This window comes from Bacillus sp. PK3-037 (assembly GCF_054161355.1).
Genome location: NZ_CP096408.1, coordinates 1,504,918 through 1,518,306, shown reverse-complemented (window position 1 = coordinate 1,518,306; position 13,389 = coordinate 1,504,918). Strand labels below are relative to the sequence as shown.

At 40.8% G+C, this 13,389-nt stretch carries 11 protein-coding genes and 1 pseudogene; 4 read left to right on the top strand and 8 right to left on the bottom strand.

From position 1 onward, the window contains the following. Window positions 1-108: 108 nt before the first annotated feature. The gene (locus M1D69_RS07745; protein WP_458104094.1) at window positions 109-486 is read left to right on the top strand and encodes a CotD family spore coat protein; all 378 of its coding nucleotides are present in this window, start codon (window positions 109-111) and stop codon (window positions 484-486) included. Between the two features lie 200 nt (window positions 487-686). On the opposite strand, the gene M1D69_RS07740 is transcribed toward M1D69_RS07745, so the two are convergent. Then, entirely contained in the window at window positions 687-965 is a 279-nt protein-coding gene (locus tag M1D69_RS07740; RefSeq protein WP_458104095.1) for an HPr family phosphocarrier protein, read from the bottom strand. Between the two features lie 218 nt (window positions 966-1,183). Here M1D69_RS07740 and M1D69_RS07735 point away from each other — a divergent pair. After that, window positions 1,184-1,834 (top strand): annotated as a pseudogene (locus M1D69_RS07735) (NAD(P)-dependent alcohol dehydrogenase); the annotation flags it as partial. A 184-nt stretch (window positions 1,835-2,018) separates the two neighbouring features. Beyond that, complete coding sequence (gene yraA / locus M1D69_RS07730) at window positions 2,019-2,528, top strand: cysteine protease YraA (RefSeq protein WP_458104096.1); 510 nt, start codon at window positions 2,019-2,021, stop codon at window positions 2,526-2,528. Window positions 2,529-2,625: 97 nt separating this feature from the next. Here yraA and M1D69_RS07725 read toward each other — a convergent pair whose 3' ends face one another. From M1D69_RS07725 to M1D69_RS07700, 6 genes are all read right to left on the bottom strand, one after another. After that, entirely contained in the window at window positions 2,626-4,662 is a 2,037-nt protein-coding gene (locus M1D69_RS07725; protein ID WP_458104097.1) for a GH32 C-terminal domain-containing protein, read from the bottom strand. Window positions 4,663-4,802: 140 nt separating this feature from the next. Then, entirely contained in the window at window positions 4,803-5,630 is an 828-nt protein-coding gene (levG, locus tag M1D69_RS07720; protein ID WP_044154414.1) for a PTS fructose transporter subunit IID, read from the bottom strand. 20 nt (window positions 5,631-5,650) lie between these two features. Continuing rightward, entirely contained in the window at window positions 5,651-6,457 is an 807-nt protein-coding gene (gene levF / locus M1D69_RS07715; RefSeq protein ID WP_044154405.1) for a PTS fructose transporter subunit IIC, read from the bottom strand. A gap of 4 nt (window positions 6,458-6,461) precedes the next feature. After that, window positions 6,462-6,962: a mannose/fructose/sorbose PTS transporter subunit IIB gene (locus M1D69_RS07710; protein ID WP_458106185.1), complete on the bottom strand. Its 501-nt coding sequence runs from the start codon at window positions 6,960-6,962 to the stop codon at window positions 6,462-6,464. Continuing rightward, the gene (gene levD, locus M1D69_RS07705) at window positions 6,962-7,402 is read right to left on the bottom strand and encodes a PTS fructose transporter subunit IIA (protein WP_458104098.1); all 441 of its coding nucleotides are present in this window, start codon (window positions 7,400-7,402) and stop codon (window positions 6,962-6,964) included. The genes M1D69_RS07710 and levD overlap by 1 nt, the downstream gene beginning before the upstream one ends. A 191-nt stretch (window positions 7,403-7,593) precedes the next feature. Then, on the bottom strand, window positions 7,594-10,404 hold the full coding sequence (locus M1D69_RS07700) for a sigma 54-interacting transcriptional regulator (protein ID WP_458104099.1): 2,811 nt from the start codon (window positions 10,402-10,404) through the stop codon (window positions 7,594-7,596). A 679-nt stretch (window positions 10,405-11,083) separates the two neighbouring features. Between M1D69_RS07700 and M1D69_RS07695 the strand changes: the two genes are divergently transcribed. Then, window positions 11,084-12,457 carry an amino acid permease gene (locus tag M1D69_RS07695; protein ID WP_458104100.1) on the top strand — a complete coding sequence of 458 codons (1,374 nt, stop codon included), beginning with the start codon at window positions 11,084-11,086 and terminating at the stop codon, window positions 12,455-12,457. Between the two features lie 219 nt (window positions 12,458-12,676). Here the strand turns inward: M1D69_RS07695 and M1D69_RS07690 are convergent, their stop codons facing one another. Continuing rightward, complete coding sequence (locus M1D69_RS07690) at window positions 12,677-13,309, bottom strand: LysE family transporter (RefSeq protein ID WP_458104101.1); 633 nt, start codon at window positions 13,307-13,309, stop codon at window positions 12,677-12,679. Window positions 13,310-13,389: the final 80 nt, after the last annotated feature.

Below are 13,389 nucleotides of genomic sequence, written 5' to 3'. Positions count from 1 at the left end.
CTAAAATAATAGCGGATTTTTTATAATATGAGTTTCTTGTCTAGGACAACCTTTTTTCTTCATCATAACTTATATAGTAAGACAAGATTTTTTGAGAGGGTGATTTTGATGAGCTGCAGCAACGGTGGGTTTAGAAGTGTAGACGAATTCATGTTCGGCTCTCGTCGCGGGAACAACGGTAGCAATAGCTTCAATGGCTTCAATGGTTTTAATGGTTTTAATGGTTTTAAGGGGGGCAATGGAGGCAACAATGTAGAAACAGTTGTTTCTCCCACAAGAAATGTTGTAAATACGACAACCAATGAACGTACTGTTAGACGTGTTCAGCCGACTCACATTGTTAATGTTAATAGAAATGTTACAAGAGTAGAAAATTACTATCCAGTGACACAATCTACAGAGAATGAAAATATCGTTGAGGAATATGATTGTGGAAGTGACTTAAGAAATCCATGCTGTAAACCAGTAAAAAGATGCAATAGGTAATGATTCAATTAAGATTCATTTTAGGCATCCTTATGGATGCCTTTTTTATTACCCTACCCTTTCAGATTTTCGGCTTTAAGATGAAGAGAAATGAGTTGGTTTCTTTTGAAGATAACCAGTTAACAAAACGCTCGTATAAAAACGGGAGACCTTGGAGCGAGTCCCTGAAAATGACAATAAAAAAGGGAAGGTTTTCTTCCTCATTTCTTTGTGAACTTGTTTTTTTGCAAATGATCTTCTATCGCTTGTAAAGCCTGGCACTCGTCAACGCCATTAGCTCTTATCTTAATACGGGTATTAGGTTTAATTCCTAGTGACATCACATCAGTGAGGGATTTAGGTGTATTTTCCATATCAACAGATTCCCCTTGATATTCAAGATATATACTGGAGCTGAATTGACAAGCCGCACGCACTAACAAGGCCGCTGCACGGGCGAAGCCTGTACTCGCGATAATTGTATACTGTTTTTCTATCATTCTCCCTGCTCCTTAGGCCTGAAAATTCCTTAAAGAATTGGAATAGGCCCGTTTTTATTGATAAGCCCTCTATTCTTTCTCTCAATCCGAAATATAGTATCTTGTTGATTTCCAGCAATATCGTTTTCGAGCACAATTAATGATGACCAACTATTCGGTGAGGTACATATGGTTCTTCTAGAAACCGCTTCTGCAGGCGTCAATTTAATGGCGGGTAGAGCCAAAAAATCGTTGTCACTGACAGGTTCGTTGTTCGGATACCGGACAGTTTGGAGATGGATGTTGCCAGCCCTCTACTGTGTGCAGGGATTACAACATATTCCCCTCTAAAACACTGGAACGTCGGCCCAGGCAAAAAGGTTGCGATTGTAGGAGTCGGCGGGCTCGGTCATTTGGCGATTCAATTTGCGCATGCTTTGGGTGCAGAGGTAACCGTTCGGAGCCGCTCTATGAATAAGAAAGAGGAAGCCCTTGAACTAGGGGCTGACCATTACTATGCAACCAGTAATCAAGCTGCATTTACTGAATTGGCCGGGCGTTTTGACGTAATCTTAAATACAGTATCCGCGAATCTTGATGTAGATGCCTATTTATCAATGCTTCGGATAGACGGAACACTTGTGAATGTAGGGGCACCGGCCGAGCCGGACAAATATAGTGTATTCTCCTTAATCATGGGCCGCCGCAGCCTAGCGGGTTCTCTTGTCGGCGGAATTCCAGAAACACAGGAGATGCTTGATTTCGCTGCTCAGCATGGCATTGCACCTAAAATTGAGGTGATTCGTGCCGATCAAGTGGATGAAGCATATGAGCGTGTTCTTCGCAGTGATATACGCTACCGATTCGTTATTGATATCTCTACATTATAAGTCGGAATAGTTGTAACAGGTGGGATAGCCTCGTTTTGGCTGCGCTTTTACCCTATGAAAATCATAAAACCTATAAACAACTCTTCGCAGGACTCTTGCGAAAAACATCTTAAGCAAATATTTTGAAGGACGATGAACGTGCCTGTTATTCTATGGTATATAGGAATTCATAGGAGGTATAAATATGAGCAAAAAAATCGCTGTTCTCGTTACAGACCAATTCGAAGATATCGAATATACAAGTCCGGTAAGGGCATACGAAGAAGCTGGCCATAGCGTCATTGCCATTGATTTGGAAGCAGGCAAGGAAGTTACCGGTAAACATGGCGAGAAAGTGAAGATCGACAAATCGATCGCCGACGTAGATGCAAGTGAATTCGATGCTTTATTAATTCCTGGAGGATTTTCCCCAGATTTGCTTCGCGGAGATGACCGGCCGGGTGAATTCGCGAAAGCATTTGTAGAAAATGAGAAACCTGTTTTCGCTATTTGCCATGGCCCACAGGTACTCATTGATACGGATCTTCTGAAAGGCAAAGACATCACTGGCTACCGCAGCATTCGCAAAGACTTGATCAACGCTGGTGCAAATTACAAAGATGAAGAAGTAGTCGTCAGCCACAACATTGTAACAAGCAGAACACCTGATGATTTGGAAGCATTTAACCGCGAATCATTGAACCTGTTGAAATAAGAAAAAGGCACAGACTGTTTGAGTCTGTGCCCTTTTTTATAGAGAAAGCGTAAGAATCTCTATTCCCCCTTCATTTAAAATGCCTCTTTTGTCTTTTCTAATCAGTCTTTGCGTTGACATTCTGAAAGGCTGCTGTAGCATCCCAAACGTTCAAGCCAAATTGACCTTCTGAGAATGCAGAATCTTCAGCATCTATGACTAGACGGTCATCCAAATATATTTTAAAGTGAGCGCCATGAGCCACAGTTTTCAAATGATATTTTTTATTTATATCTATTGGTGTTTGGTGTTCGGCAATAACAGAGGCAATCCCGTCCTCAAATTTGAAAAATTTCACAAGATCATGTTTCGCATCCACATTGGCTACATAACCGTTTTGTGCGTCTTTATCAGAACGAAACACAAGAGCCCCTGCCCCTTTTCCGTTCCCATCCTTAATGATTATATCGGATTCATAAGTGAAGTCAGCTCCTGATGCTGAAGACATCATAAAGGAATCGCCGTCTGATCGTCCTTGTTTTCCATCAATTGTGTCGGCCCACGTACCGTTTACAGTTGTCCAGCCAGTCAAATTGGATATAAACGGTGACGCTCCCCATGCTTTTTTTAAAGGATGAATCGTTAGGGAGTTTACCTTAGCACGGCCATTAACAGCATATAATTCAAGACCTTTGCTTGATCTATCCGGGAGAATGATGTCAGTCAACACCTGCTGCCCGTCATTACCAAATACTTCGACTGAAGAGCGGTCAACAAAAATACGCATTTTTATCTTTCCATTTACCGGCTTCAGCGGAGCTGCTTGCTTCCCAGTGTTAAAGGTTGGATTAAAGTTGACATTTCCGGATTGGCTTCGGTCAACGAACAGTTTGCCGCTCTTTTGATGATAACCGACTTTTGTATATTGATTTCTCCCTGTTCGAACCTTAAAACCGAATTCAGAAGCCGAACCTGGATTCACTTGAAACTCTGCATTCATTTCATAAGCATCTCCAGATATACCCGCCAATACATTACTGCTCTCTGGCGATATCATCTTATTTTTCCACTTCTGCGCGGCTCCCCTGATCGATTGCAGCTCGGTTACTGGTGTTTGAATCACTCTGATCCCTTCGGAAAACGCTTTCAATTTTACTTCTCTTGGAATAGTCATTGCACTTCTCCATGGAGATGTAGGAACATCGTTGGCATATTGCCAATTGCTCATCCACCCTAGCCAAAGCCGCCGTCCATCTGAAGAAGGGACATCGGACCAAGAAACAGCCGCATAAAAGTCTTTACCGTAGTCGGTCCATAATACTTTGTCTGACGGGTTTTCGTTCTTGAAAGTTGTTCCATCAAAACTTCCTACAAAATATTGCATGCCTGACCCACCTGAAACCGCACCGTTTCCGACACTGACTTGCATCACCCATTTCTTTTGTTTCGGATTTCCGTCTACAGGAAGCTCAAATAAATCCGGACATTCCCATACGCCTCCATGACTCCCTTGTCCTTGTCCAAACTCACTTGCATATGTCCACTGCTTCAAATTTTTCGATGTATAAATGAGAATCCGGTCACCAGCTGCCACGACCATCACCCACTTTTTATCTTCTTCATACCAAAACACTTTCGGATCGCGGAAATCTTTTTTTTCCGGGTTTGGAATGACCGGATTACCTGAGTATTTCGTCCATGTTCTGCCTTTATCATTACTATAGGCGACGCTTTGCACTTGGCCGTCTTCATGATCCTGCGTATATATAGAGACAAGCGGCTTCTCCTTTCCGGTTTGAAAACCGCTTGTATTATTCCAATCGACCACTGCGCTCCCGGAAAAAATTGTGCCTTTTTCATCAGGTGACAGCGCTATGGGAAGGTGCTTCCAGTGAACTAAATCCTTGCTTACTGCATGGCCCCAATGCATCGGCCCCCATTGCAGACCGTATGGATGATGCTGATAAAACAAATGATACTCCCCTGCATAATAAACCATTCCGTTTGGATCATTCATCCAGTTTGCCTCTGGTGTGAAATGATATTGGGGACGGTAATCCTCATCATAGTAGCTTGAATCGGCTGCACTTACTGGCAGTGCCATAGTAAACAGCATGGTGAATAGGATCACGACTTGAATAAGCTTCTTTTTCATTCTGATTCTCTCCTCTCTAACATTTGAAAACATTCAAGAGAGACATCTGCACGAGTGATCCGTGATAAAAGCTGTATCGAATGATGAAGAGGTTATGAGAAAGACTTCTGCAGGTTCTCCCCTTTTTACCCGTTAAGCGCTTATGCCAGAAATCCAGCCCAATAGCCAAGAATACCGATCACAAATATGCCAACGATAATAAGGAGCGGATTTACTCCTTTTCTCAGCATCCATGCCACTAATAAAGTCAATCCTAAAGGCAGCACCCCCGGCATAATGCTGTCTAAAATATTTTGCACAGTTTGAACGTCAACTTTTCCGTTATCATCTTTAATTCTTGAAACAACGATCGGGATGTTGATGGTGGTCCACTTGGAGACCAAAGCCCCCATCACAAATAACCCGAGGATGGAAGCGCCTTCTGTCAGTTTTTGAATACGATTCCCTGCTAGATCCTGCAAAATCTCCATCCCTTTTACATAGCCATACTTTAAACCGTAATATTTTGTGGTTAATCTGATGGCATTCAGCAGGAAAAAGAACAGCAGAGGACCGGCAATGTTTCCGCCTAAAGCAAGAGAAGCCCCTAAAGCAGCCAATACGGGACGTACGGTTCCCCAGAAAATAGGGTCGCCCACACCCGCTATCGGACCCATTAAACCGATTTTCATCCCGCTTATTGCTTTCCCGTCTATTCGTTTATTGTTCGCCATTTCTTCTTCCATGGCAGCTGTCACCCCAAATATGGGTGCGGACAGCCACGGATGTGTATTAAACCATTCCAAGTGGCGCTGCAATGCTGCGTTTCTTTTCGCTCCCGGACCGTACAATTTTTTTATCGCCGGTATCATCACATAGCAATATCCCATTGCCTGCACACGTTCAAAGTTAAATGAGCCGAGCAAGAAATTCGAACGGATAAACATACTGAAAATGACTTTCTTTGTTAATCTTTTTTCTTTCTCCAATTTTCATCCCCCCTCGTTCTTTATGCATCAAGATCGTCATCATCATCATAGACAGCTGCATTGCTGCCGTCCGCGGCTGCGGCGACTGCCCCGTGGGCGCTATTTTTTTGCATAACCTGCTGGTATAAAAGCGCCAGACAGAGACCAAGAGCGCCAAATCCTACTAAATTGAAATCGGTAAACGCTGCCAACAAAAAACCAATATAGAAAAATGGCTTAAGATAAGGGATATTCATCATATTGATCACCATTGCATACCCCACAACAACAATGATGCCTCCTCCTATTTGCAAACCTTTGGTAATGACTTCCGGAATATTTCCCAAGAACGCCTGAACAGCGCTCACACTGATTAAGGCCACAATCAAAGTCGGTATCATGACACGCAGCGCTTGAAACACCATGGCGGTAATATGCATAATTTCAATTCCTTTGATATTCCCCTCCCTGGCATATTTATCAGCACGGTGAATGAAAAAGACAGTAATCGTTCGGACAAAAATAGTAAGCGCTTGACCTGCAGCTGCCAAAGCAACAGCGACGGCAATGCCTTCACCAATGCCTTGATCAGCGGTAATCACTAAAATGGTTGAAATCACAGAGGCAATGGCTGTATCAGGCGCCATGGCGAGGCCGACATTCATCCAGCCCAGCGCCATCAGCTCCAGCGTTCCGCCTAAAATGATTCCTGTTTTTAGATCACCAAGCACAAGGCCAACCAAAGTGCAGGCAATCAGCGGACGGTGTGTTTGTCCTTCATCCAATACACTTGCAATACCTGTAATGGCTGCAATGATTAACAACAAAATAATTTGTATTGAAGTCATCATCTCATCCCCTTGATGATTTTGTTACATTTCTCAAAATCTCCGTAAAGTCTTCGCTGGCATCAGAAGGCAGCTGCCTCAATTCCAGTGTGACGCCTAATTCATTTAATGTCTCAAACGCCTCTATATCTTTTTCAGTTACGCTGACTGATTTGGTGATTTGCCGGCGATTATTCTCAAAACGCATCCCTCCGACATTTACGGTTTTGATAGGGACGCCTGCTTCTATGAGAGATACAATATCGGATGGGTTTTCAAACAGCAGCATCGCCGTTACCCCTTCGTAGCGCGGACTATGAAACGCCTTTGCCATTTTAGAAATGGATACGGCACTCGCCTTTACATTGGAAGGAGCAACAGATAGGATCAGGGTTTTTCTCATTTCATCCTGCGCAACGTCATCTGACACAACGATGATTCGGTCTGCTGCATGGACTTTAATCCATCTTGTCAGGATTTGGCCGTGAATAAAGCGGTCATCAATTCTTGCCAATGTAATGTTCATCATAGTTCATCCTCTCTTTTTTCTTCACATACTGTTTTTGCTTTTTCTAGATGTTCGCTGCAAACCTGAAAGCTTTGCTGGCTCATGTTTTTTAAGTGATTCAGCATTTCTTTGAGTTTCATGTGTTCTCTCAGGCTTAATACCTCCAGTAATATCGGCAGGTTTATGCCGGCAGCCATATCCATTCTTTGTTCCTTAGCGATGAAGGAAGCCGCTGCGTTATATGGTGTGCCTCCAAAAATATCAACTAAAAAAAGCACCTCATTTTCTTTCGGAATATCCTGAAGCGTCTGATGATATTTTTCTTGCAGCGTTTGGATGCCCTCTCCTTTAAAAAACGGCACCGCTATCAGATGATTTTCTTCACCGAATATCATGCCTGAAGATTCTTTTAATGCTATGGGAAAGTCCCCATGTCCGCTAATAATGACTGAAATCATAACACGTTTGCTCCTTTCCTTTTTCGTACATCCATTTATAATGCAAGTATCGTGCCAAAGAATCTGTGTTAAGCGTTTTCATTTATTTTGCAGCACATGAAGAAAGCTGATTGAAACACATATGAATATAAAAATAAACCTGTATTAAAATGGCGTTCCATTTAATACAGGTTTACGTAAAAAAACCGCTTTCAACACATGTGGCCATGTACTTCTTCAGCAAAAATGGCGGCTATAAATAATTTTTCATCATCGCTTATGTTCAGTCCCAATTTTTGTTCATAAGGGATTAATGTTCGCTCTGTCACCTCAAAAATCTCTTTCAGCTGATCGGTTATTTCGTCTTCTTCGGAAAAAGCAATCGGATTCTGTTTAATCACCCTTTCAAAGGCAAAAGCCGTATGCATAATCACTTTGATCATCACTGTGTTATTGAAAATGATGCCTAACTCATCTTGAATGGTCTGAAGCCACTCTAATAAGATTTCTATAATGTGATGAGGGTTCAAAAAAACCAGATACTTTTTCAAACTATCCTCGCAAAGCTCCCGTACAATGATGTTTGCGCCCGATAACCCATTACTCATCGGGATGCTTCCTTTTGTGATCGCCTGTTGGATCATCTTCTCTCCTTCTCCTCCAATTAATACCTCCAAAGATACATGCGGAGCATTGATTTTAGGATCCTTTGTTCCTACTGTCGCAAGAATCTCATACTCTTTTTCGATTTCTTTGATGCTGTTTGCCAATTTAATCGATGATACGGTCAATATGTGGATGGGAACATCAGAGGCCTTGTTTACGATCGTTGTTAAGATGTCTTCCAGCTTTTTTGCCGTTCCGCTGCCTGTTGTGCAAATCGAAACCAACGCCCTCTTTTTGCCTGGTGAGGCGGCAGGCTGCCGACCCCATAACTCAATAAAATCCTTTGTGACCGAATCATATATGGCATGTAAATGTAAATTCAGATAGTTCACCTTTCTGACGGCGTCCAGCACCATTGAGGTCGTGACATTGCTGATTGTTTTGATTTTGATGCCTGTTTTTTCTTCAAGCTTGCTTTCCAGCATTGCAAGTGACCCCATGTCAACAAGCATTAAAACACCTTCACCTTCATCTACCTGCTGTATTTTTCCCGCTAAGCGCTCCATAATTTCCGCAGGTGAAACAGAAAGGGGCATATCAACAGCTGCAATTGGGGTGCTTCCTAAAAGCTCCGTCGCTACTTCAACCATGGAACTCGCCATGCTATTTCCATGTGCGGCAACCACAATCCCAACTCTTTTGTTTTCTTTTAACGTTTTGATGGAATGAATCAGCATCGTTAAGTAGATGACTTCTATTTCCGGGACGGTTACTCTGAAGTGTTCCTGAATTTTGTCTTTAAATATGAGCGCCACCTGATACTCTTTCACATGGGTATCACGGATTTCATCCGTTTCCTGCGCATTTAAAATATCAATTTGCTTACCGCGTTTTAAAAATGAATCGATATGCATACTTAAAAAATAGATAAATTTACGGTCAAATGTGCAATTTAATTCATGTTCAGCAACTTCTTTCAATTGCTTCGTCATTTGAATCACGCCGTCCTCAACAAATGTCAGCAGGTTGTCATTTCGGAACGCGCTTTGATTAAAAAAGCTTCTGACATGCAAATGAATATCCGTTAAAATATATTGATTTATTTCCTTTTTGGACAAACCTTCTTTGTTTAGCACTTCGACCTTTTCTTCTATCAAATGATACAAATTAAATGATAGATCATCATCAATTTTTGTTGTTTCATCTTCTACTATCGGGGATATGATGGTTGTGATATTGACATATTCAGAAATCGTTTTGCTTCTTTTCATGTTTTTGCTGCTTGACATCCAATCTTGCTGGATTTCATCCGGGAGATCCCGAACGGTCAGTTCAACAACGTCATCTCTGTCAAGATTATGTAAAAATCCATGTGCACAAACTAACTGCACATTTGATTTCAGCTGTCCCACATTCCCAAACTTCGCAGAATGAATCAATGCATTATATACATCGATATGCACACTTAGATTCTTTTTAATACGCTCTGCTTCTTTCCCTAATAAAAACGTTGTGAGATCAACTCTCTCTTTAAGAGATCGTTCTTCCAGCGATGGAATATGAATCGTCATTGGAATTCTTCGCAAAAATGTTTTTAATAGAGCAGAATTAGGGTTTTCGGTAGTTGCGCAAATAAATAATACTTTCGATGTTCTTTTATGTTCAGTTTCTCCAAGACGGTTATAAGATCCGCTGTCGATAAAATAAAACAGCATTTCTTGTCCCTCAGGCGGAAGACGATGGATTTCATCCATAAACAGAATGCCCCCGTCGGCCTGCTCAACTAAACCGGCTTTATCTTCGCTGGCGCCGGTAAATGCTCCTTTCTTATGACCAAATAATTGAGAGAGTAATAATTGAGGATTGTTATAGTAATCTGCACAGTTAAATGTGATGAACGGAGAACCAGGCTTCAAAATGTCAGAGTAAATCGCAAACTGGTAAATCCGGTTCGCAAAAAGGGATTTACCAGAGCCTGTTGGTCCTAAGAGAAGCATGTGCAGACCGTGCGGAGGATAAAAAACAGCTGCTTTTGCTTGAGAAATTGCTTTCTTCAAACTGCCTTTTGCTCCAATCATAAGTTCAAGAGGATTCGTAGAAATATTTTGATCGTTCTTTTTTTGATTTTCAGAAAGCCCCTTCAGTTCTTTAACTTCCATTATCTCTGTATTCCATTTTTTGTTGAATGCCCTTTCCACTACTTCCACTGGAATGTAGCGCACGGGAAACGTTTTAATTTTTATCACCTTTTTGGACCGCACGAGATTGTTTAATTCAAAACTGACATTGGACCGGTCTATCTTCAATTGCTGAGCAATTTCCTTTGCTGAATTTCCCTGTACCTTTAAAAGATGATCTAAGCTGGAGCCATGGAAATTATGCATGAGCTGATGGTATATTTTATCAATTCTTTTCATCTATATCATCCTTTGTCCTTATTAGTCAAAATTGAAAAAACGGACATCAGTTTTTATTGCCTTGTACTGAGGGTCTCATCTCATTCTAAGGCCTTGCGTCCGCACATGGATTTTCTTTTTCAATATTCTGTGAAATATTTTTATATGCAGGAACAATAGCACGTATCTCAACACAAAAGCTTGCACCGATTAAAAAATAATTTCGTTATTTGTCTAAACAGACGCTCTTTTTTGGTGTTTTTGATCTATGATTCACTCAGGTTGTCCCCCTTCAAAAGTAATAATTCGTAAACAGTTTACCACTCTCCGTGAACATATTGGTGACAAAGTTCTGATACTTCGGAAAATATATCTTAAAGATCAGGGCAAACAACCCAAAACTTAATCTCTTGTCATTATAAATATGACTGAATGTAAACTCTCTATTCTTCTTATAACATTATTATTCTAATAAAAAATAGTGGGATATATTATTAGAGCGGCAGAAAAGAAATCCTTTACACATCCTGGTGGATATGACACCTTATAAAAATAGGTACATTAGTTACTTTTAATTAAAAAAATCAATAAAATTTAATATAATATCAGTTTCCTGTTATAATAATAGATAAAAAATTTAGGAAGCTATGGTTCCTAAACAACCAAGATCACTATATTTTTTATTGGAGGAAAACATAAAGTGACGGACGATTCCACTATAGACAATTCTCTGCACAAACGGAAATTGTCCAGAGGCCTTAAAAACAGGCACATACAACTCATAGCGATTGGGGGGGCAATCGGAACTGGTTTATTCCTAGGATCAGGGAAATCAATACATTTTTCAGGACCCTCTATTTTATTTGCTTACATGATCACGGGCGTATTTCTCTTTTTCATTATGCGTTCACTGGGAGAGCTGCTCTTATCAAACGCGGGATATCACTCTTTTGTTGATTTTGTAAGTGATTATTTAGGAAATATGGCAGCATTTATTACCGGCTGGACGTACTGGTTTTGCTGGATCTCACTTGCTATGGCTGATTTAACAGCTGTCGGTCTTTATACCCAATATTGGTTTCCTGGTGTACCCCAATGGATGCCAGGGTTCATTGCGCTTATGATGCTGCTCATCATGAATCTAGCGACTGTAAAACTTTTTGGTGAATTGGAGTTCTGGTTCGCATTAATCAAAATCATCGCAATACTGGCACTGATTGTTATCGGTATTGTCTTGATCATAAAAGGATTTTCCACACAGTCAAGCATAGCCTCCTTCACGAATCTTTGGAGTCACGGCGGCATGTTTCCAAATGGTTTACATGGATTTATCCTCTCATTCCAAATGGTCGTTTTTGCATTTACAGGCATTGAACTTGTGGGGCTTACTGCAGGCGAAGCAGAAAACCCAGAAAAAGTAATCCCTAAAGCAATTAACAATATCCCTATTCGAATTTTGCTTTTTTATATTGGCGCTCTTCTTGTGATTATGAATATTTATCCATGGAATATCATCAATCCTGCTGAAAGCCCGTTTGTTCAAGTATTCTCAGCGGTCGGTATCACAGCAGCCGCCAGCATAATTAATTTTGTTGTACTGACATCTGCTGCTTCAGCTGGCAATAGCGCTTTATTTAGTACAAGCCGGATGGTATACTCGCTTGCCAAGGATCATCATGCACCTGACCCATTGCAAAAGCTGACTGCCTCAAATGTACCAAGCAATGCATTGTTCTTTTCAGCCATTGCCATTCTTATTGGTGTTATTCTGAACTATGTAATGCCAGAGCAAGTCTTTACGCTTATCACAAGTGTTTCTACTATATGCTTCATCTTTATTTGGGGCATTATTGTGATTTGCCATTTGAAATATCGGAAAACAAGACCGGATGCAGCAAAAGTGAATACATTTAAAATGCCGCTTTTTCCATTATCCAATTACGTAACACTGGCTTTCCTAGTGTTCATACTGGTTGTGCTGGCACTCGCGAAAGATACGCGTGTTTCCCTATTTGTCACTCCAGTTTGGTTTCTCTTATTGATGATTGCTTATAAAGTTCGTCATACTAAGTGAAATCATAAAAAAGACAAGGGAGTTGTTTATCCCTTGTCTTTTTTGTGTGCTGCGAGGCACTGGATATTCCATGTTTTACGATTCCGCTCATTTCGCAAATGTCTCCAAATAAACGTATGCTGAAGATAAGAACATACCTGCCTCCATGATTTAATCTCCATATTTATCAAAAGACTCCGTTCAAAATATGAACGGAGTCTTTTGATAGTGGCCGTGACATCAATTTAAACCAGTTTTAATACCAAACCCCACTAACATGATTCCCGTTATTTTTTGAAAAGCTTTCTGGAACTTGGGATTTTTCATCCATTTTTTTGCGTAATCAATGATATAAACGAGAAAGAGAAACCATAACACCGCTAATAGGGTGAGAATTGAAGCTAAAATAATGAGCTGCTGGTTTACATTTTCCTTCAGATTGATGAATTGGGGCATGATCGTGACATAGACCAAAACCGTTTTGGGATTGAGAATGTTACTGAGTGAACCTTGCATAAAGGAAGATTTATAATGTCGTTTCGGAGAAATTGCTGCGGTTTTTGCTTGAGCTTGCATGTCGTCTAAAGAAAACATATTTTTTGCAAAAAAACTTTTTATCCCTAAATAAATTAAGTATGCTGCTCCCAAATATTTGATTGTTGTAAAAAGAATCACCGACTTGGCAATGACCATTGATAAACCTAGAATGGCAATAATCGTCCAAAAAGAAAGTCCCGTTGCCAATCCGAGAATATTATATCGGCCAGCCTTTGCGCCATACCTAAGGGTATTTTTCATAACAAGCATCGTATCTGCTCCTGGAATGATAACCATCATGGCAGCAATCGGTATGTATGCGAGTAAGCTGTGCATGTTCTTTCCCCCTTTAAATGAATCCCCTTAACATATAGTGACTACTAAAGTAACTCCCTGAAAAAAGTGTATCAATACGT